Annotated in this window: 22 protein-coding genes, 2 pseudogenes and 1 riboswitch; of the genes and pseudogenes, 19 read left to right on the forward strand and 5 right to left on the reverse strand. The window is 47.9% G+C overall.

The window, feature by feature from the left end; all coding sequences use genetic code 11:
- Window positions 1–42: 42 nt before the first annotated feature.
- The 3 genes from KNO69_RS00320 (at window position 43) to KNO69_RS00330 (ending at window position 1,382) form a co-directional block, all read left to right on the forward strand.
- Window positions 43–372 (forward strand): four-helix bundle copper-binding protein, encoded by a 330-nt coding sequence (locus KNO69_RS00320; protein WP_012727586.1) that lies wholly within the window; start codon window positions 43–45, stop codon window positions 370–372.
- A 92-nt stretch (window positions 373–464) separates the two neighbouring features.
- Window positions 465–977 carry a GNAT family N-acetyltransferase gene (locus tag KNO69_RS00325; protein WP_214815254.1) on the forward strand — a complete coding sequence of 171 codons (513 nt, stop codon included), beginning with the start codon at window positions 465–467 and terminating at the stop codon, window positions 975–977.
- A gap of 66 nt (window positions 978–1,043) precedes the next feature.
- Window positions 1,044–1,382, forward strand: coding sequence for a zinc ribbon domain-containing protein YjdM (locus KNO69_RS00330; protein WP_078147819.1), 339 nt, complete (start codon window positions 1,044–1,046; stop codon window positions 1,380–1,382).
- Between the two features lie 37 nt (window positions 1,383–1,419).
- Here the strand turns inward: KNO69_RS00330 and KNO69_RS00335 are convergent, their stop codons facing one another.
- Complete coding sequence (locus KNO69_RS00335; RefSeq protein ID WP_214815256.1) at window positions 1,420–2,877, reverse strand: aldehyde dehydrogenase family protein; 1,458 nt, start codon at window positions 2,875–2,877, stop codon at window positions 1,420–1,422.
- A gap of 572 nt (window positions 2,878–3,449) precedes the next feature.
- On the opposite strand from KNO69_RS00335, the gene KNO69_RS00340 reads away from it, so the two are divergent.
- Complete coding sequence (locus KNO69_RS00340; RefSeq protein WP_214815258.1) at window positions 3,450–4,151, forward strand: YjjG family noncanonical pyrimidine nucleotidase; 702 nt, start codon at window positions 3,450–3,452, stop codon at window positions 4,149–4,151.
- Here KNO69_RS00340 and KNO69_RS00345 read toward each other — a convergent pair.
- Window positions 4,130–4,579 (reverse strand): NUDIX hydrolase, encoded by a 450-nt coding sequence (locus KNO69_RS00345; RefSeq protein WP_214815260.1) that lies wholly within the window; start codon window positions 4,577–4,579, stop codon window positions 4,130–4,132. The two genes, KNO69_RS00340 and KNO69_RS00345, sit on opposite strands and share 22 nt — an antisense overlap.
- A 55-nt stretch (window positions 4,580–4,634) precedes the next feature.
- On the opposite strand from KNO69_RS00345, the gene KNO69_RS00350 reads away from it, so the two are divergent.
- From KNO69_RS00350 to KNO69_RS00400, 11 genes are all read left to right on the forward strand, one after another.
- Window positions 4,635–5,237, forward strand: a complete 603-nt coding sequence (locus tag KNO69_RS00350; protein ID WP_214685240.1) for a pentapeptide repeat-containing protein — start codon at window positions 4,635–4,637, stop codon at window positions 5,235–5,237.
- The gene (locus tag KNO69_RS00355; RefSeq protein WP_214815262.1) at window positions 5,234–6,061 is read left to right on the forward strand and encodes an aminoglycoside 6-adenylyltransferase; all 828 of its coding nucleotides are present in this window, start codon (window positions 5,234–5,236) and stop codon (window positions 6,059–6,061) included. The genes KNO69_RS00350 and KNO69_RS00355 overlap by 4 nt, the downstream gene beginning before the upstream one ends.
- Before the next feature lie 50 nt (window positions 6,062–6,111).
- Window positions 6,112–6,264 carry a hypothetical protein gene (locus tag KNO69_RS00360; protein WP_012727577.1) on the forward strand — a complete coding sequence of 51 codons (153 nt, stop codon included), beginning with the start codon at window positions 6,112–6,114 and terminating at the stop codon, window positions 6,262–6,264.
- Between the two features lie 95 nt (window positions 6,265–6,359).
- A riboswitch (TPP riboswitch) is annotated at window positions 6,360–6,464 on the forward strand.
- Window positions 6,465–6,554: 90 nt separating this feature from the next.
- Window positions 6,555–7,229, forward strand: coding sequence for a thiaminase II (tenA, locus tag KNO69_RS00365; RefSeq protein WP_159563096.1), 675 nt, complete (start codon window positions 6,555–6,557; stop codon window positions 7,227–7,229).
- Window positions 7,226–8,017 carry a hydroxyethylthiazole kinase gene (thiM, locus tag KNO69_RS00370; protein ID WP_078147811.1) on the forward strand — a complete coding sequence of 264 codons (792 nt, stop codon included), beginning with the start codon at window positions 7,226–7,228 and terminating at the stop codon, window positions 8,015–8,017. The genes tenA and thiM overlap by 4 nt, the downstream gene beginning before the upstream one ends.
- Window positions 8,014–8,853 carry a bifunctional hydroxymethylpyrimidine kinase/phosphomethylpyrimidine kinase gene (gene thiD / locus KNO69_RS00375; protein WP_214815264.1) on the forward strand — a complete coding sequence of 280 codons (840 nt, stop codon included), beginning with the start codon at window positions 8,014–8,016 and terminating at the stop codon, window positions 8,851–8,853. The genes thiM and thiD overlap by 4 nt, the downstream gene beginning before the upstream one ends.
- Window positions 8,822–9,463, forward strand: a complete 642-nt coding sequence (thiE, locus tag KNO69_RS00380) for a thiamine phosphate synthase (protein ID WP_214815266.1) — start codon at window positions 8,822–8,824, stop codon at window positions 9,461–9,463. The genes thiD and thiE overlap by 32 nt, the downstream gene beginning before the upstream one ends.
- A gap of 24 nt (window positions 9,464–9,487) precedes the next feature.
- Window positions 9,488–10,126 (forward strand): SDR family oxidoreductase, encoded by a 639-nt coding sequence (locus KNO69_RS00385; protein ID WP_214815269.1) that lies wholly within the window; start codon window positions 9,488–9,490, stop codon window positions 10,124–10,126.
- A gap of 114 nt (window positions 10,127–10,240) precedes the next feature.
- On the forward strand, window positions 10,241–11,806 hold the full coding sequence (locus KNO69_RS00390) for a GGDEF domain-containing protein (protein WP_214815271.1): 1,566 nt from the start codon (window positions 10,241–10,243) through the stop codon (window positions 11,804–11,806).
- A 42-nt stretch (window positions 11,807–11,848) separates the two neighbouring features.
- Complete coding sequence (locus tag KNO69_RS00395) at window positions 11,849–12,298, forward strand: OsmC family protein (protein WP_074035459.1); 450 nt, start codon at window positions 11,849–11,851, stop codon at window positions 12,296–12,298.
- 62 nt (window positions 12,299–12,360) lie between these two features.
- Complete coding sequence (locus KNO69_RS00400) at window positions 12,361–12,804, forward strand: GNAT family N-acetyltransferase (RefSeq protein ID WP_214815273.1); 444 nt, start codon at window positions 12,361–12,363, stop codon at window positions 12,802–12,804.
- On the opposite strand, the gene KNO69_RS00405 is transcribed toward KNO69_RS00400, so the two are convergent.
- Window positions 12,801–13,247: a DUF4385 domain-containing protein gene (locus KNO69_RS00405; protein ID WP_214815275.1), complete on the reverse strand. Its 447-nt coding sequence runs from the start codon at window positions 13,245–13,247 to the stop codon at window positions 12,801–12,803. The two genes, KNO69_RS00400 and KNO69_RS00405, sit on opposite strands and share 4 nt — an antisense overlap.
- A gap of 74 nt (window positions 13,248–13,321) precedes the next feature.
- Here KNO69_RS00405 and KNO69_RS00410 point away from each other — a divergent pair, with 74 nt between their 5' ends.
- From KNO69_RS00410 to KNO69_RS00425, 4 genes and pseudogenes are all read left to right on the forward strand, one after another.
- The gene (locus KNO69_RS00410; RefSeq protein ID WP_196431384.1) at window positions 13,322–13,864 is read left to right on the forward strand and encodes a GNAT family N-acetyltransferase; all 543 of its coding nucleotides are present in this window, start codon (window positions 13,322–13,324) and stop codon (window positions 13,862–13,864) included.
- 107 nt (window positions 13,865–13,971) lie between these two features.
- On the forward strand, window positions 13,972–14,949 hold the full coding sequence (locus KNO69_RS00415) for a LacI family DNA-binding transcriptional regulator (RefSeq protein ID WP_214815277.1): 978 nt from the start codon (window positions 13,972–13,974) through the stop codon (window positions 14,947–14,949).
- A 3-nt stretch (window positions 14,950–14,952) separates the two neighbouring features.
- Window positions 14,953–15,189, forward strand: a pseudogene (locus tag KNO69_RS00420) (PfkB family carbohydrate kinase); the annotation flags it as partial.
- Window position 15,190: 1 nt separating this feature from the next.
- Window positions 15,191–15,424: pseudogene (locus tag KNO69_RS00425) on the forward strand (substrate-binding domain-containing protein); the annotation flags it as partial.
- A gap of 496 nt (window positions 15,425–15,920) precedes the next feature.
- On the opposite strand, the gene kynB reads toward KNO69_RS00425, so the two are convergent.
- Together kynB and kynA are read right to left on the reverse strand one after the other, a co-directional pair.
- Entirely contained in the window at window positions 15,921–16,544 is a 624-nt protein-coding gene (kynB, locus tag KNO69_RS00430; RefSeq protein WP_214815278.1) for an arylformamidase, read from the reverse strand.
- A gap of 15 nt (window positions 16,545–16,559) precedes the next feature.
- Window positions 16,560–17,399, reverse strand: a complete 840-nt coding sequence (gene kynA, locus KNO69_RS00435) for a tryptophan 2,3-dioxygenase (protein ID WP_196431377.1) — start codon at window positions 17,397–17,399, stop codon at window positions 16,560–16,562.
- Window positions 17,400–17,403: the final 4 nt, after the last annotated feature.

The following is a 17,403-nucleotide window of genomic DNA, read 5'->3' on the forward strand; positions in this document are numbered from 1 at the left end:
AGTAATGTGTCTAAAGTTGAGGAAGCGAAAGGGGAATGATGTATGGCTCACCGGATCTATGCGAACGAACTGGAAATGCTCCACGAATGTGTAGAAACGTGCAACTACTGCCTGGAATCTTGTTTAGAAGAAAAAGATGTTCAGATGATGGTCGATTGTATCCGACTCGACCGCGAATGTGCCGCTGCCTGTGCGTTTCTTGCCGAGGCGATGACGCGTGACTCGGCATTCGTTCCTGAACTCGCGCGAGCGTGTGCGGTCATCTGCAAAGCATGTGCACAGGAGTGTGGGAAGCACAAGCACGCACATTGCCAAGAATGCGCAAGAGTTTGTACTGAATGCGCCTCGATGTGTGACCGCTTAGCCGCATGATTTGAGTGACCGGTTGATGGGACCGGTCACTTTTTTCGTGTCTTTTGAAGAGGGGATTCGTATAATGAAAAAAACGAAAAGGTGGTATGGGGATGATTCGCAATTGTCGACGAGATGATCTTCAAATGATTTTACATATTTACAATGATGCGATTGTAAACAGTACGGCCGTCTATCACTATCAACCGGTGACACTCGAGAATCGAGTGGCATGGTATGAGGAGAAGAAAGAACAAAATTGTCCAATCATCGTATGGGTCGAGGATGACGTCGTCATGGGGTTTGCGACGTTCGGGCCATTCCGTCCGTGGCCAGCGTACCATTATACGGTCGAGCATTCAGTCTACGTGCATCCCGGTTACCGCGGGAAAGGCATTGGCAACAAACTGTTAAAAGAAATCATCCGTATCGCCGAAGTGAGAGGAATGAAAACGGTGATTGGTGGAATTGACGCATCGAACGTGACGAGTATCCGTGCGCATGAAAAAGTTGGATTCGTTCATTCCGGTACGATTCGAAATGCCGGATATAAATTCGGCAAATGGCTCGATTTATCGTTTTATCAACTTGATTTAGACGGTCCTGCATCGCCTACAGAAGGATGAACGGTCTAGAAAGATGGAGCCACCATACGATATACTGGAACGAGTGAATCGAATGGAGGAAATGGAATGACTGAGTACCCGAATTGCCCTAAATGCCAATCATCTTATGTATACGAGGATGGTCCGTTGCTCGTATGCCCGGAATGTGCATATGAATGGTCACCGCGTGAGGCGGCAGAAGCAGAAGCGGCGTCACAAATCAAAGATGCAAATGGAAATCCGCTTCAAGACGGAGATACCGTCACCGTGATTAAGGATTTAAAAGTGAAAGGGACCTCGCTTGTCGTCAAACAAGGAACGAAAGTGAAGGGGATTCGACTAGTGGAAGGTGACCATGACATCGATTGTAAAATCGAGGGACTTGGTGCGATGAAACTGAAGTCGGAGTTCGTGAAGAAAATCTAAAAAAGTGTTTCGGCGAGTTGCCGAAACACTTTTTGTATTACGAGAAGAACGGTTTGTACTCGCGACGTTCATGCATGACGGACACCCATTGAAGCGTCGTGAACTCTTCGAGTACCCATTCACCGTTGAAGCGTCCGAGGCCAGAGTTTTTCTCGCCTCCGAACGGCATGTGCGGTTCATCGTTGACCGACTGATCGTTGACGTGAATCATGCCAGTTTCGACTTTTCGTGCAAAATTGGTTGCACGGTAAACCGAGCCATGGACGGCACCGCTCAATCCGTACGGTAATTCGTTCGAAAGACGGACAGCCTCTTCGTCATCTTTAAACGAAAGGATGACCGCGACAGGACCGAATATTTCGTTTTTCGCGAGCGGCATGTCATTTGTGACGCCACTGAGGACGGTCGGTTCGAGGACGTTGCCGTCCGCTGTCCCGCCAGTATGAACGGTCGCACCGGCATCAACCGTTTTCTCGATTTGGTCTAAGATGCGATCGACTTGATCGTGGTCGATGAGCGGGCCGACTTGCGTATCTTTTTCATTCGGGTTACCTGCTTTCAACTGTTTAACGCGCTCGACATAACGATTCACGAACTCGTCATGAATCGATTCGGCGACGAGGATTCGGTTCGTCGACATACAGATTTGTCCTTGGTGGAAGAACTTGCTGTAGACGGCTGATTCGACGGCACGGTCGAGGTCGGCATCATCGAGCACGACGAACACGTTATTTCCCCCGAGTTCAAGTGCTGTTTTCTTCAACAAACGACCTGCCTTTTCTGCAATCCCTTGACCAACCTCAGTCGAACCTGTGAACGAGATGAGACGTGGAATTGGATGTTCGACAATCGCGTTCCCGATTTCAGACCCTCGTCCGACGACAACGTTGAGCACGCCTTTTGGAAGTCCTGCTTCTTCAAAGAGGGATGCGAATAGAAGCCCACCCGTGACAGGTGTCGCAGTGGCTGGTTTGACGACGACCGTATTCCCGGTTGCAAGAGCTGTCACGATTGAACGGACAGCCAAGTGGAACGGGAAGTTCCATGGGCTGATGATGCCGATGACCCCAAGTGGTTTGCGATATACCCGGTTCTCTTTATTCGGCACAATCGATGGTTTGATGAGCCCATCCATACGGAAAGGGAATGTCGCGGCTTCTTTGATGATGGCCATTGATGCGGCGAACTCACTCTCTGCTTTGATGCGTGTACTACCGGACTCTTTCACGAGCCAATCGACGATAAAGTCTTTGTTGTCCATCGTCAGCTGGGCAAACTTCTCAATCAATTCACGGCGTGCTTGTGGAAGCATGTCGGCCCAGTCTGTCTGAGACGCTTTTGCTGCTTCATAAGCACGATTCAAGTCCTCTTCATCCGCTGATTGAATCGAGAAGAGAGTCTCGTTCGAGAATGGATTAACGTTGTCAATCGACTTCTCGCTTGAGCCATTTACCCACTCACCATTGATGTACATGTTCGTAAAATCTGTATGCATATTTGAACACTCCTTTATTTTTTCTTCACCATAAGAAGTATTCACTTGTTTTAGAAAAATAAACATGTCAATGTTTTGGATTTGGTAAACTTGAATCAAATAAATTCAACAAATTTAGGAGCAGACGATGAAAACTTTCTGTGTGAGTTTATTCCTCTTCGTGCCTTGGGCGTTTTTTGTGGCGGCAATGGATTATGTTTGGGGTTTTCCATTTGGATATTTAATTGTACCGATTGTCATTTGGTGGGTAACGAAGCAATCTTTGAGACATTTACGAATACGCTTTGTATTAGCTTCCTTGCTTGGATCATATGGTGTGTCGGTTTATTTTGCCTACTTGTTTGAGAACGATTGGGGATACTTCTTCAAGCCGTTAAATCTTATGGGGATTGTTCATATGTGGTCGGTCGTGATATTGATTGGGACACTCGTGATTCTGATTAATCATGGGGGTCAAAAATCAAACGAGTCATCTAATAGACATTGAGAGGGGGATGCATGATATTTCCCTTTTTTGATGTTCGATTCTACTTCCTGTACAGTTAAGACGAAGAGAGGGGTTAGAAAGAGATATGAAACGTTATGAAGCGATTTTATTTGATATTGATGACACACTACTAGACTTTAAACAAAGTGAACATGTCGCCTTGGAACAGTTACTTGCATCCTACAATGTCCGGATGACGGATGAGGTGAAGTCGCGCTATGTCGACATCAACACGGGCCTGTGGCGTGCGTTTGAGCGCGGCGAAGTGGACCGGGAAGAAGTGCTCATCGGTCGTCACACGAAACTGTTCGATTCGCTCGGTCTCACGGTCGATGGACCATATGTCGAACAGCAATATCGGGACTATTTACATGCAGGCGTGCACATGATTGATGGTGCTTTGGAGGTCGTGCGAAAGCTGAGCAACGATTATCCGCTCTATATCGTCACAAACGGTGTGACGGAGACGCAATTCAAACGGTTAGAGTCATCTGGACTATTGCCGTACTTCCAAGATGTCTTCGTATCGGATGCGACCGGCTCGCAAAAACCGATGAAACCGTTTTTCGACTATGTCTTCGACCGAATCCCGAATGTAGCGCCAGAGAAGGGTTTGATTATCGGTGACTCGGTCACGGCAGACATCGCCGGTGGGCGGATGTATGGTTTGGATACTTGCTGGTTCAATCCAAACGAAGTGGCCGCGACAATCGAGTCAACGTATGAGATTCAACATTTAAACGAGTTAAAATCGCTTCTCTACGTTCAAGCCGGATTGAGTGAATGAGCTGGCAAGCGATTTGGTAGTTGAGCAAGTACTTCCGGATAGAGCGTGACGTCTTGAAGACGGTCAAGCTTTATCCAACGATAAATCAGGTGATCTCCTTCAGGTCCATAAAAGTCTCCTTCTTGGAGCGGGAGGTCACCGTCTACATAAAAGTACAGTCCAATCTCATGAAACGGCTGGTCATTATAGGTAAACAAGTTCTCGTGCACGAAGGCGAACGTGGTATCAGTCACGTGCATGTTCAACTCTTCATGTAGCTCGCGTGCGAGGGCGGTTGCGGCTTCTTCACCGAGCGTGACGCGCCCCCCGGGTAATGCCCAAAAGTCATCTCGGATGTTTCGGTGAATCAATAAGTGACCGTCTTTCACAAAAATACCAGCAACGCGGTAATTGAAAACGCCGTGTTCAGTAGGAAATACGAGATCCATCTATATCACTTCCAATCATTGTAATCTGTTCTAGTATACCTGAAGGAGAGATCATATGTTTCAACCACATACGCAATATCGAGATGAAGATTTTCGTGACGTGACACTCCGTGACGAAGTGTTGTCACACGTCACGTTCGAGAACTGTCGCTTCACATACGTCGATGCGACGGAACTACAGACGGAACGCTGTCAGTTCATCAACTGCGACTTCACGGATTCAAAATGGAATGCGTCCCGTCATGTCGGGAGTTCATTTTTGAACTGTCAATTCCATGGTGCCAATTTGTTCACGAGTGAGTTTGAGCAATGTAAAATGACGGGATCTTCCTTTGAGGAGAGTCAGTTTGAAGGCGTCCGGGTAACGGAAGGGGATTGGTCATTCGTCAACCTTCGTCACGTGTCGCTCAAGAAGATGGATTGGTCCCACGTTCGTTTGGTCGAGGCGGACCTGTATGGAACGGACTTGACCGAAACGGTCTGGCATCAGGCGGACTTGTCACGGGCGACACTTCAACATGCGGTGTGCCGTGGTGCCGACTTCAAAGGAGCACTCGTCGACGGGGTTGATTTTTCGAACGTGACGTTACAACAAACAAAACTAGACGCGATGCAGGCGATTCAAGTCGCGCGCTCATTGGGGGCGATTGTAGAATGAAATCAGAACAAATCATTGAGCAATTGACTGCGTTCGCAAAAGAACGTGAACACATTCGAACGGTCGTCTTGAACGGCTCACTCGTCAATCCGAACATCCGACCAGACCCGTACCAGGATGTCGACCTTGCCTTTTATGTGGAAGACGTCCGAGCGGTTGCGGCCGATCGCTCATGGATTGACACGTTTGGAGAGGTCTTGATCATGCAGACACCTGAAACGGCTGATTCCGAACGACACGTAACGTTTTTAGTGCAATATGTAGACGGACATCGGATTGATTTGACGATTCGGAGTGTGGATCAACTTGAAACCATGCTCGAAGCCGACTCGCTCAGTCAAATTATCTTCGACCGAGATCATCATCCAGTCGTCACGCCTTCTGACCTGTCGTATCGCGTGAAACGTCCGTCTCCCGATGAATATGCCGCATGTTGGAATGAGTTTTGGTGGGTATCGCTCTATGTCATCAAAGGAATCAAGCGGCATCAAGTGTTATACGCGCTCGACCACCTCGATATCATGCGGAATATGCTCCGTCAGATGATGGAGTGGAACATTGGCTATGCGACGGAATTCTCCGTGAATCTCGGGAAGTCCGGTGACGGGATCCGCGACCATTTGCCAGAAGAGTTATGGGAGATGCTCACGGCAACATACGCTTCAGCTGAGTTGAGTGCCATTGAAGACACACATGACCGCCTGCAATCACTCTTCTTCTTTTGCGCGCAGCGTGTCGCGGAACAAGGTGATTTCGTCTTCCGGGAAGAAGAAGCCAGACGCGTCCGTGCCGCATGTGCTACACTTCGACATTCGAACGATTAATGAGGCCGAGAGCCGGGAAACGCTCCTTATAGAGAAAGGAGCGTTTTTTCATGAACCCATATACGACATTTATTGCTCTTCTAGTCGGAAGTCTTGTCCTCTTTGTCGGCATTCGTTTAAAGAAATGGCCAATCATTTTGGTTGCGATGCTTCCCCTTGGTCTCGTCGCATTTAATATGTTCTTACTCATCACGGGGCGATAGAATAATTAATACGTTTTGACAGTCTAGTTGGGAAAAGGTTTTCAATTCATAAAAAGATTGATAGAATGTGGTCGAAGACGACTGAATTTCATAATGTTTGCCACTAGGGGAGTCGCGTCACGCGGCTGAGATGGACATGGTCCAGACCCTTCGAACCTGATCTAGTTCACGCTAGCGTAGGGAAGTGGGCGAGACGACTCATATGGCTTCACCTAGATATGATTGTTCGAGACGCCGCTTCCGTTATGGGAGGCGGCGTCTTTTTTATCAGTTTATAAGGGGGAGTTATTATGAAATTTACAGATCACTTACGTCAAGAGGCGGATGGATTGTTTGAGGCAAGCTTTCATCACCCATTTGTTCGTTCACTCGGAGAAGGGACGCTCGATGAGAAGAAATTCAGACATTACGTCATGCAAGACTCATACTATTTGAATCAGTTTTCAAAAGTGCAGGCCAAAGGGGCAACCCTCGCTCCGACGATGGAACTATCGAGCCGCTTTTTGACGCATGCGCTACACACGATTGAGGCGGAACTTTCCCTTCATCGAGAGTTCTTTACGATGCTCAACGTGACGGATGTCGAATTGGCGACATTTGAGCCAGCACCGACCGCTTATGCATATGCCCTTCATATGCAACAAGCAGGACCGACTCTCGGGGACGTATTGGCGTCAATCCTTCCGTGTTATTGGGTGTATTACGAGATTGGAGAACGTCTTAAAGACAAGCGTCCTGATCATCCGATTTATTCGGCTTGGATTGCGACGTATGGTTCGGAGTGGTTCCGTGAGCTGGTGGAAGAGCAAATTGATCGGTTGGATGAACTGGCTGGTCAAGCGACAGAAGAAGAGCGCGTGCGCTATACGAAACTATTCTTGAAGAGTTGCTATTACGAAGTCGCTTTTTGGGAAATGGCTTGGACGCTTGAGTCGTGGTCATTGTCGCAGGAGGTCAACCAATGAGACATGAGATTTGGAATGAGATTCGACAGCAGGCGCCATTGATTCACAATATCACGAACACGGTCGTGGCGAACTTTTCGGCGAATGGATTGCTCGCCATCGGCGCCTCTCCTGTCATGGCGGATGCAATCGAAGAAGTAGCGGAGATGACATTCGTGAGCGATGCGCTCGTACTTAACATCGGTACACTTGGAACGATGACGGAAGCGACGATGATTCGCGCAGGTCAGGCTGCGAACGAAGCGGGATGCCCGATTATACTCGACCCGGTCGGTGTCGGAGCGACGTCATTTCGACGAGATGTGGTCGAACGCATTTTGCGTCATGTTCGTGTATCGGTCATTCGAGGGAATGCAGGAGAGATTGCGACATTGATTGGCGTCGATTGGGCGGCTCGTGGTGTCGATGCTGGTGACGGTGCATGCGAGCCTCGACAATTGGCGCTTGAAGCAGCGAGACGATACGGATGTGTCGTGGCCGTGACTGGAAAAGAAGATATGGTAAGCGACGGGAACGTCGTTATGGAAATACATGGCGGGACGAAACGCATGACCGAGACGACCGGTACAGGATGTTTACTCAGTGCAGTGGTAGGGGCTTGCTTAGCAGTCGAAAAGAACACCCTTAAAGCGACGGTGACCGCCATGTCAGGCTACGCCTATTGCGGTGAGTTGGCGAGTGAAAGGGCGGAAGGACCGGGAGACTTCCCGATTCACTTTTTAAATGCGCTCCATCAATTGGCACAGCATACCATTCCGACGAATCGAATTGAGGTGTCGACATCATGAGACCGCAAGTATTGACGATTGCAGGATCTGACTCAGGAGGAGGGGCCGGTATTCAAGCCGATCTTAAAACGTTTCAAGAGCTCGGTGTGTTCGGGACGAGTGTGTTGACTGCGATTACCGCTCAAAACACACTTGGGGTTCATGGAATCGAGGCGATTTCCACGGAAATGATTATCCGACAAATTGATGCGGTAGCGGATGATTTTAACATCACCGCCTGTAAAACCGGGATGTTGGTGGACGCTGAACGAATTGAAGCGGTAGCGAAGGGGCTCGAACGATATCATTTCGAACATGTAGTAGTCGATCCGGTCATGGTGGCGAAAGGTGGCGCTTCCTTGTTGCAAGTTAGTGCAGTCGAAGCACTGCGCACGAAGCTGCTACCACAGGCGACCATCGTGACCCCAAATATTCCTGAAGCAGAAGTGCTGGCAGGAATGGAAATTCGAACCGAGGCAGACCGTATGAAAGCCGCACAGGCGATTCGAGCACTTGGTGTCGATACCGTCATTATCAAAGGTGGGCATACGGATGATGTGGAAGCCGTTGATTTGATTATGAGCGAGACTGAAACGTTCTGTGTAAAAGCACCTCGAATCCAAACGAAAGATACGCACGGGACGGGATGTACGTTCTCTGCCGCATTGACGGCCGAACTAGCGTATGGGAAGACACTACGCCAAGCCGTCGTAGATGCGAAGCAGTTTATTCATCAGGCGATTGCACATGGACTATCGCTTGGACAGGGGCATGGACCGACGAATCATTGGGGACATCGTTTAGCGAAAGAAGAGGTGATTACCGTTGACGTCATGTACGAAACAAGCGCTCGCTAAGCAGCTTCGCCTTTACTTTGTGTGTGGAACGACGGACACATCTGATTTGGTAGCGACCGTCAAAACGGCTCTTCGATGTGGTGTGACATGTTTTCAATTTCGCGAAAAAGGTAAAGATTCATTGTATGGAGATGAAAAAGAAGCAATGGCAAGGACGCTCCACCGTCTGTGTCGAGAAACGGGTGTTCCGTTCATCATCAATGACGACGTCGACTTGGCGCTCGCGATTGACGCGGATGGCATTCACGTCGGACAAGACGACTTACCTGCCAAACAGGTTCGAGAACGGCTAGGACCAGATAAATGGTTGGGGGTGTCTGTCCATACGATGGAGGAAGTCAGAACGGCTCTTCCATTTGCAGATTATGTCGGCATTGGTCCGATTCATGAGACGCAAAGTAAACTGGATGCAGGACATGTGCGTGGCACGGAACTGATTCAACAAGTTCGCCATCACTATCCACTGCTTCCGATTGTGGGGATCGGAGGTATTCGTCCAGAGCATGTGCCTTCAATCATTCGTGACGGGGCAGACGGCGTTGCCGTCATTTCTGCCATTGCTTCTGCACCGGATGTAGCAACGGCTACCCGGCGTTTCGCTTGTCTCTGAATTCATTTTTGAGGAGGAAGACAGATGAACGTATTTGTAATCGGTGCAAACGGTCAAATTGGCCATCAATTGGTGGAGAAGTTACACAAGGAAGGAAAGCATCACGTCACGGCGATGGTGCGTAAAGAAGAACAACTCGAGGATTTTAAGTCAAAAGGGTACAATTCGGTACTCGGTGACCTCGAAGGTTCGGTAGAAGATTTACAGAAAGCCATCGATGGAATGGACGTCATCGTATTCGCGGCAGGTTCTGGTGGAAGTACTGGAGCAGACAAGACACTCTTGATCGACCTAGACGGTGCAGCGAAGAGTATCGAAGCAGCACAAGCGAACGGGAACATCAAACACTTCGTCATGGTCAGTGCCTTGAAAGCGGAGGATCGCTCGGCTTGGCCAGATTCGATGAAGCCGTACTACGTAGCGAAGCATCATGCAGATCGTTTACTCGAACAGAGTGGACTCACATACACGATTGTTCGTCCGGGCGCATTGACAGATGATGCGGGAACGGGAAAAGTGAACACGCAATTCGAGGGAAGTGGAGAAATCCCACGCGAAGACGTGGCATCATTCTTGGTGCATGTCCTTCATAACCATTCAAACGTGCAGAACAAAGCAATTGATTTGATTAAAGGGGATACCCCAATCGAAGAAACGCTATAAGTGTGTGACATCAAAAACGGGATGAGAAAACCATCCCGTTTTTTGTCGCGTTAAAGAGGGAAAAGAACGCAGGATAACGAAATAGAAGAATACGAACAGGTGAGGAGGTTCCGCATGACCGAGATGTTCATTTATCTGGTGGTCTATTTGTTGCCGTCATTTTTACTCGGCTTTTTAGCACTCGATGTCTTTCAACGAAATCCGAATAAAGTCGAGCATCGTTTGCTGAGCCTGTTTGTGTTCGGTTATTCGATGCTCTTCTTGGCTGAATTTGTCCGCCATCTATCGCCGATTGAATACAGTCCGGCACTCATTGCCTATTGGTTTGGGAACGCTGGGATTTTCATTTTTATCTTCTCTGTTCATTTCATATTAAGTATCACAGGCGTCGGCGCAAAGGCACCGAAGTGGTTGTATCCATGGGTCGTCTATTTACCAGTGATTCCTGTTGTGTTGACGTATGTCCGACAGGAGAATATTATCAACAGTCAACAGTTTGAACAAGTAGGCATTTGGATTTATCCTGAGTTCAACTCATCGTATTTAACTACGTTGACCGTCGGAAACATTTTTCATCTATTGATTATTGGTCTCATTTTTTATGCATTGAAGCGTGCGGAACGAAGAGAACACCAACGCGTATTGCGCATGCTGTTTTGGACTGCGATTGTTATCTTGGTATGGGATATCGTGTTCGGTTATTTTCAATTCCGTGGTCTCATCCCGCCGTACTCTTATATGTATGGAGGGCTCGTTTGGGCAGTCGCTTTGGTCATTGCGATGAACCGATTGGACTTTTTGAGCTCTTATGTGAAACGCTACGGGACCTTATATAATTTGAACCCTTCAGCAATTTTACTGCTTGACCCGGACGGCAGAGTAGAGAGCGCCAATCCGGCCGCACGAACCTTGTTCCATACGGTGCGTGTCATAAATGAACGCTTTATTGATTTATTGCCAGAAAAGAAAAAGATAAAGTGGATGGAGCACTACAGTCAACACTTTCGAACAAGGAAAAAGTTTTTGGAGTTCGAAACGAAGATTATGACGAAATCCGGCCAAGAACGGTATGTCGTCATTGATGGGGACTTCGTCGATATCGACCGCACGATTCACGGGATGATCATCATTCGGGATGTCCACTCGTTTAAAGAGGCCGAGCAAACAATCCGATTCTTTGCCTATCATGACCCACTGACGAAGCTGGCGAACCGACGTGCATTTTATGAACGCGCAGACCAGGCGTTGCTTAGTTCCTCGATGCTGTCTTTATTGATTATTGATTTGGACGGTTTTAAAGCAGTCAATGATACGTACGGTCACCAGATTGGAGATTATTTCTTAACTCATTTGGGTGGATTGCTGGAAGCGTCGACACGAGACGTTGGCTTGGCCTCTCGTGTTGGCGGGGATGAGTTTTATATTTATTTAGTGGATTTAACAGAATCGGAAGTGCTTGCATTTATTCACGAACTTCAGATGACGTTAAATCAAAACCCTTACCACACGTCCGATGTGACGATTCCAATCCGTGCGAGTATTGGGGTCAGTCATGCTCCCGACCAAGGAACAAATTTAGACACGTTGATCCATAAAGCGGATCAAGCGATGTATCAGATCAAGCAAGATGGAAAAAATGATTACGCCATCTATGACGAGGCGTTACATGGTCCGAAATAAAGGGAAAATAGTAGTGTTTGATTATGGAGAGGAGGATGCAACATGTCAGAAAGACCATTAGTAACGATGCGCGCCGAAGGAGAAGCCGGAGGCGTTAAGACGACTGTGCGTGTAGGCGATCACACCCCATTTATCGTGGATGAGCCAGAACGACTCGGTGGGACGAACAAGGGACCGAATCCACTCGAGTATCTTCTCGGTGCCCAGTCGTCCTGTACGACCATCATGATTGCCTATGCCGCCCAGGATTTGAACTTTGAGTATGAAGGGGTCGAGTTTGTAACAGAAGGGACGCTCGATCCTCGAGGATTCCAAGGGATGGAAGGTGTCCGAACTTACTTTGAGTCGACACATATGAAAATCGTATTGGATACGACCGAATCGGATGAGCGAATCGAAGCATTAAGGAAGGCTGTCGAGGCACGTTGTCCAATTCATAATCTCATGCATGCAGCAGACGTAGCGATGACGGCAGAATGGACTCGAAAATAAGGATGAGGGCAACCTCATCTTTTTTACATAGAAATCGTGAAAAGAGTACGGAGGGAAGACGAATGCATCACCGACCGATGACGCGTGAATGGGCATGTCAAATTCAAGAATGGACCTATGGAGCTCCTTATGACTTCTATAATCAATCGCCTTCTGAAGAGGGAATCGCCGAGTTGATGACGTATCAGGTGATTGTAGAGGAGCATGAGCTGATTGGATTTTATTGCATCGGTTCCCCGGCTCAAGTGCCCAATTCGACATATCCATATTCGTCAGATTTCACGGACATCGGATTGGGGATGCGACCTGATTTGACGGGGAAAGGATATGGAAAATCGTTTGTGACATACGTCATGGAGAGAGCGATGGAACGGAGAAAACCGCTTCGCTTGACCGTCGCCTCCTTCAACGAACGAGCGATTCATCTATACGAAACGGTTGGATTTCGTACGATCACATCGTTCGAGCGAAATGAGATTCCGTTTCAAGTGATGGTACGCGATTAACCATATTGTTTCTGATGTGCCTTTTTACGTCGCAAATAATCCTCATCGGCACGAAGTTGATCCCAATATGTTTTGAAGATGCGGGCAGACTCTGCCTTCTCTTCGTCGATTTCGCGCTCATGGATGTCACCATCTTCTTTATATTTACGACCGCCTTTATAATTAGCATAACGTCGGGCTCGTGTGTAACCCATTTGGATGAACTTTCGGGACATGTCCATCCCGACGAAATCGTCGTTCGCACGATACGCTTCAAACAATTCCATGATTTCTTCAGCAGATTGCTTCGCAATCTCGGGCGTCTTGAATCGCCAATGAGGCAAAATTTCACTTTTATACGGTTCGACAAGTAGCACACCTTGTTCGCCACGACCGACCCGGTACAGTTCGGGTTGTTTTCGGAAGTCGATTTCATCAAAATTTAAATCATAGTCAAATGGCATGTTCATTCCTCCTCGCCTAACGTTTCCCATTAGGTCGGTCGAGGAAACAACTTGAAGGAAAAGGATGGGTTGATATGATCAAGATGGAGACAGAACGGTTGGTCTTAAGAGCATTTACGCTAGAGGACGCAGAGGATATGTATCATTATGCAAAAGATGAGCGAGTCGGACCGATGGCCGGTTGGGCACCTCATGAATCGATTGAAGAAACAAGGGACGTCATTCAACTGTTTATCGAGGAAGCAGATGTATGGGCCATCGTCTTGAAAGAGACCGGGCAAGTAATCGGTAGCATCGGGTTACACGACCGAAGACCAGACCCGTCGATTCAACATGATGCACAGCGTGAGATCGGTTATGTGCTCAGTCCAGATTATTGGGGAAATGGTTACGTACCAGAAGCCGTTCAGGCGATGATCCGATTCGGATTTGAAGCGTTAGGACTAGAACGGATTTGGTGCGGCTACTTCAGCTTCAATGACCAATCGCGACGCGTCGTTGAGAAGTGTGGGTTCACTTATGCGTTCACGAAAACACAAGAATTGACCCGGCTCGACGGACGAACGGTAGAAAACCTCGTCCATGTCCAATTAAATCCGACGTTCTCTACACATTGAAGCACGATTTCAATGTGTTTTTTCATGAAATCATAAAAATCCCTTGATATGTAACCGGTTACACATTAAGATGTTTTTGTAAGCGTTTCCAGAACGGAGGATGTCAAATGGCGACCATCAAACAAGTAGCAAAACATGCGAACGTCTCAGTGGCGACCGTATCACGCGTTATGAATAAAAGCGGATATGTGAGCGAAGAGGCGAAAGAAGCGGTCGAAAAGGCGATTGCGGAACTGAATTACGCGCCGAACCGAGTCGCTCGTTCGCTCTATAAAAAATCGTCGAATTTGATTGGACTTATCATGCCAGATATCACGAACCCGTTCTTTCCACAGTTGGCTCGGGCGATTGAGGATGTCGCCAATCAACACGGGTATCAAGTCGTCTTATGTAACACGGATGAACAACTTGAAAAAGAACAGACGTATTTAGTGGCTTTGCAAACGATGCACGTCGATGGCCTGATTATTACAACAAATCATTCGCACAATCCGAATTATGAGACGTTAGATTTACCGATGGTCGCACTAGACCGAATCGTAAAAGCGGGAATCGACGCTGTTGTATCAGATGGATATGAGGGTGGAAAGTTGGCGGCCGACACGCTGTTACAACGTGGTGCGACACGACTGGCACACATTGCCGGACCGGATCATCTCAAAACGGTCAAACGCCGAACCGAAGGATTTGTCGAAGTAGCGGGAGAGAAGCTCGTCGGGATGACCGAGTCCACGTTCACGTTCAAAGACGCATTGAAAGCGTCCCAAGAGCTGTTCGACCATGCTTGGCCATTCGATGGCATTTTCGCAGCGAACGATGTGATTGCAGCCGCCGTATTACAGGAAGCAGTCCGTCGAGACATTCGTGTCCCAGAAGAGCTACAGGTCATCGGATATGACGGGATCGAATTAGGCGAGATGACGTCTCCGCCGCTGACGACCATCGTCCAGCCTATCTATGAGATGGGGCGAGTGGCGACAGAACGATTGCTCGATTTGATTGAGAAAAAAGACACGCGACCGAAAGAGATGTTATTACCGGTCATGTTACTTGAAAGACACACGACAAAGCGGATGGAGAGATAAAGAATGAAGCGCATTGTTGTCATTGGCAGTATATCGATGGATCTTGTCGTCACATCCGACAAACGACCACAAGCAGGAGAAACGGTAATCGGTGAGTCGTTCCGCACCGTTCCAGGGGGAAAAGGTGCGAATCAAGCGATCGCTGCTTCCAAGTTAGGCGGCACTGTTCAGATGGTCGGTTGCGTGGGAAGTGATCCGTTCGGTCAACAGGTTGTTGAAAACTTCAAACGACACGATGTCGATGTCACTCGGTGCCGTTCAAGCACTCGAAGCGGCTGGAATGAGTGACGTGAAAGTCATCGGATTCGATGCGACAGACGATGCCGTCAAAGCGGTCGAAGGTGGGACGATGGCAGCGACGGTTGCGCAAAAGCCCGTTGAGATTGGTAAATTGGGTGTAGAAGCGGCAATCAACCATCTGAAAGGTGAAACAGTAGAGGAAAACATTCCAGTTGAACTCGAATTAATCAAATAAGTAAGTAGAAACCTCACGATGCCTTGATTTCGGGTAGAGCTCGTGAGGTGATTTTTATTTATATGGGGAATTGAGAAATTGTGTACCGTTGTTCATATGTTTTAAAGAGCTTGCCCCGAGAACGATAGTGGGAAATGTATCACGACGAGTTGGTTCGGAAATGATATTAGTATCTGTACCAACTTGATGAATGACACAATCCTTTTGTTGAACATTTGTGATCATGAAAGTGTTAGTGTCTAAATCTTGTATTTTAGTTGACTGTAAACTCTTTCAAGCATTGATTGTTTCGTCCCATTTCTGTTAGGAAATAAACGAATGAATTGTTTAGCATTCGAATTGTTCGGAAGTGGCCATAGTCTTTTTCCATCACCGCCAGGTAATAATAGAATCTACATCGAATGTCCTCTCTTCAAATGGAATTTCTCATCATCTCGCAAAACATCGAACTATCCCTGTCTAATCCAAAAAGAGACAGCCGATTCCGGCTATCTCTTTACAATATAGGACGAAGCAATGCGCGAACGGGGCTTCCATCCCCTTCGACGATTGGGAGAGGAACGGCATTCAAGTCATAATCTCCCGGTAAGATATTGTCTAAAACGAGTCCTTCTAGGATATGCACACCATTTTGTGCTAATGCGTGATGGGCACCCATCTCTTTACTGTCAATCGCATCAACGGACGGTAAGTCGAGTCCGATCAAGAAGATTCCGAGTTCCCCGAGACGATCGGCAAGAGCTGGTGTCAATTCAGGGATTGTTTCTGGGAAGACACTCTTATCTGGCCAACCCTCCGTTTTTAAGATGAGGCGTTCTACCCCAGTCAAATCGTGACCATCTAAATCAGATGCTTCAATCTTTGCCTTATGCGGTAGATGAATCACACGGACTGGTCCGATATATACGGACGGATCGAGGTCGATCACGCGCTTCCCATGGTCGTCAAAATGAAATGGTGCATCGATGTGGGTCCCGAGATGTAAACTCAATGTCATCTTCCCGACATTGACCGAACCACTCTCTGCCATCGGCCACGCGATTTCATACGAAAATGTTGTATCTCCCGGCCATGTCGCAACATCGGCATGAAGTGGCTGTGATACATCAATCCAAGTCATTGCATTCAGCTCCTCTTATAGTGATGTCCGGACCGTCCACAGTTCTGGGAAGAAGCGATGATCGAGCACGCGACGCAAGTAGTTCACACCAGACGAGCCGCCTGTCCCCATCTTCTGTCCGATGATGCGTTCCACGGTACTCATATGGTTAAAGCGCCACATTTGTTGCTGACTCCCGATATCGAGTAGCTTTTCACCGAGCTCATATAAGTCCCAATACGTGTCGACGTCTCGATAGACTTCGACCCATGCCTTCTCGACACTTTCATTCCATTCCCAATCCTGGGTGACATCACGTTCGAGCACGCTCGCATCAATCGATAGACCCCGACGATGCATTTCGCGGACGGTCACATCGTAAATACTAGGAGCTTGTAGCGAGCCTTCGAGCAATGGATACAGTTTTTTATCGTGCGCGTAAACACTGAGCGTCCGTGCGTTTTTGAAGCCGAGCGCGAATTCGATTTGTCGGTTCTGGTAAGATTGAAAACCAGAGGACGAGCCGAGTTGGTCTCGGAACTCTAAATACTCGGCCGGCGTCAATGTCGCGAGAACGCCCCATGACTGGATGAGTTGTTGCTGAATCTTCGAGACGCGGGCGAGCATCTTGAACGAACGTTCGAGTTCGCCGTTCGTGATAGCCGTCGTGGCTGCTGTCAATTCATGCAAAATGAGTTTCATCCACAACTCGCTCGTCTGGTGGATGATGATGAACAGCATCTCATCATGATGGTCAGAAAGGCGATGTTGACTTGATAAAATCGGGTCGAGTTGGAGATAGTCCCCGTACGACATGTCTTTTGAGAAATCCGTTTGAATCGATTTTTCTACTTTATGTTCTGTGCGTTCACTCATGACA

It is taken from the genome of Exiguobacterium sp. s131, assembly GCF_018617345.1.
GTDB classification, from domain to species: domain Bacteria; phylum Bacillota; class Bacilli; order Exiguobacteriales; family Exiguobacteriaceae; genus Exiguobacterium; species Exiguobacterium profundum.

Excerpts from the sequence above, each read along its gene's own strand:
- KNO69_RS00320 (WP_012727586.1), top strand. The coding sequence starts at position 43 with ATGGCTCACCGGATCTATGCGAACGAACTGGAAATGCTCCACGAATGT.
- KNO69_RS00325 (WP_214815254.1), top strand. The coding sequence starts at position 465 with ATGATTCGCAATTGTCGACGAGATGATCTTCAAATGATTTTACATATT.
- KNO69_RS00330 (WP_078147819.1), top strand. The coding sequence starts at position 1,044 with ATGACTGAGTACCCGAATTGCCCTAAATGCCAATCATCTTATGTATAC.
- KNO69_RS00335 (WP_214815256.1), bottom strand. The coding sequence starts at position 2,877 with ATGCATACAGATTTTACGAACATGTACATCAATGGTGAGTGGGTAAAT.
- KNO69_RS00340 (WP_214815258.1), top strand. The coding sequence starts at position 3,450 with ATGAAACGTTATGAAGCGATTTTATTTGATATTGATGACACACTACTA.
- KNO69_RS00345 (WP_214815260.1), bottom strand. The coding sequence starts at position 4,579 with ATGGATCTCGTATTTCCTACTGAACACGGCGTTTTCAATTACCGCGTT.
- KNO69_RS00350 (WP_214685240.1), top strand. The coding sequence starts at position 4,635 with ATGTTTCAACCACATACGCAATATCGAGATGAAGATTTTCGTGACGTG.
- KNO69_RS00355 (WP_214815262.1), top strand. The coding sequence starts at position 5,234 with ATGAAATCAGAACAAATCATTGAGCAATTGACTGCGTTCGCAAAAGAA.
- KNO69_RS00360 (WP_012727577.1), top strand. The coding sequence starts at position 6,112 with ATGAACCCATATACGACATTTATTGCTCTTCTAGTCGGAAGTCTTGTC.
- tenA (WP_159563096.1), top strand. The coding sequence starts at position 6,555 with ATGAAATTTACAGATCACTTACGTCAAGAGGCGGATGGATTGTTTGAG.
- thiM (WP_078147811.1), top strand. The coding sequence starts at position 7,226 with ATGAGACATGAGATTTGGAATGAGATTCGACAGCAGGCGCCATTGATT.
- thiD (WP_214815264.1), top strand. The coding sequence starts at position 8,014 with ATGAGACCGCAAGTATTGACGATTGCAGGATCTGACTCAGGAGGAGGG.
- KNO69_RS00385 (WP_214815269.1), top strand. The coding sequence starts at position 9,488 with ATGAACGTATTTGTAATCGGTGCAAACGGTCAAATTGGCCATCAATTG.
- KNO69_RS00390 (WP_214815271.1), top strand. The coding sequence starts at position 10,241 with ATGACCGAGATGTTCATTTATCTGGTGGTCTATTTGTTGCCGTCATTT.
- KNO69_RS00395 (WP_074035459.1), top strand. The coding sequence starts at position 11,849 with ATGTCAGAAAGACCATTAGTAACGATGCGCGCCGAAGGAGAAGCCGGA.
- KNO69_RS00400 (WP_214815273.1), top strand. The coding sequence starts at position 12,361 with ATGCATCACCGACCGATGACGCGTGAATGGGCATGTCAAATTCAAGAA.
- KNO69_RS00405 (WP_214815275.1), bottom strand. The coding sequence starts at position 13,247 with ATGCCATTTGACTATGATTTAAATTTTGATGAAATCGACTTCCGAAAA.
- KNO69_RS00410 (WP_196431384.1), top strand. The coding sequence starts at position 13,322 with ATGATCAAGATGGAGACAGAACGGTTGGTCTTAAGAGCATTTACGCTA.
- KNO69_RS00415 (WP_214815277.1), top strand. The coding sequence starts at position 13,972 with ATGGCGACCATCAAACAAGTAGCAAAACATGCGAACGTCTCAGTGGCG.
- kynB (WP_214815278.1), bottom strand. The coding sequence starts at position 16,544 with ATGACTTGGATTGATGTATCACAGCCACTTCATGCCGATGTTGCGACA.
- kynA (WP_196431377.1), bottom strand. The coding sequence starts at position 17,399 with ATGAGTGAACGCACAGAACATAAAGTAGAAAAATCGATTCAAACGGAT.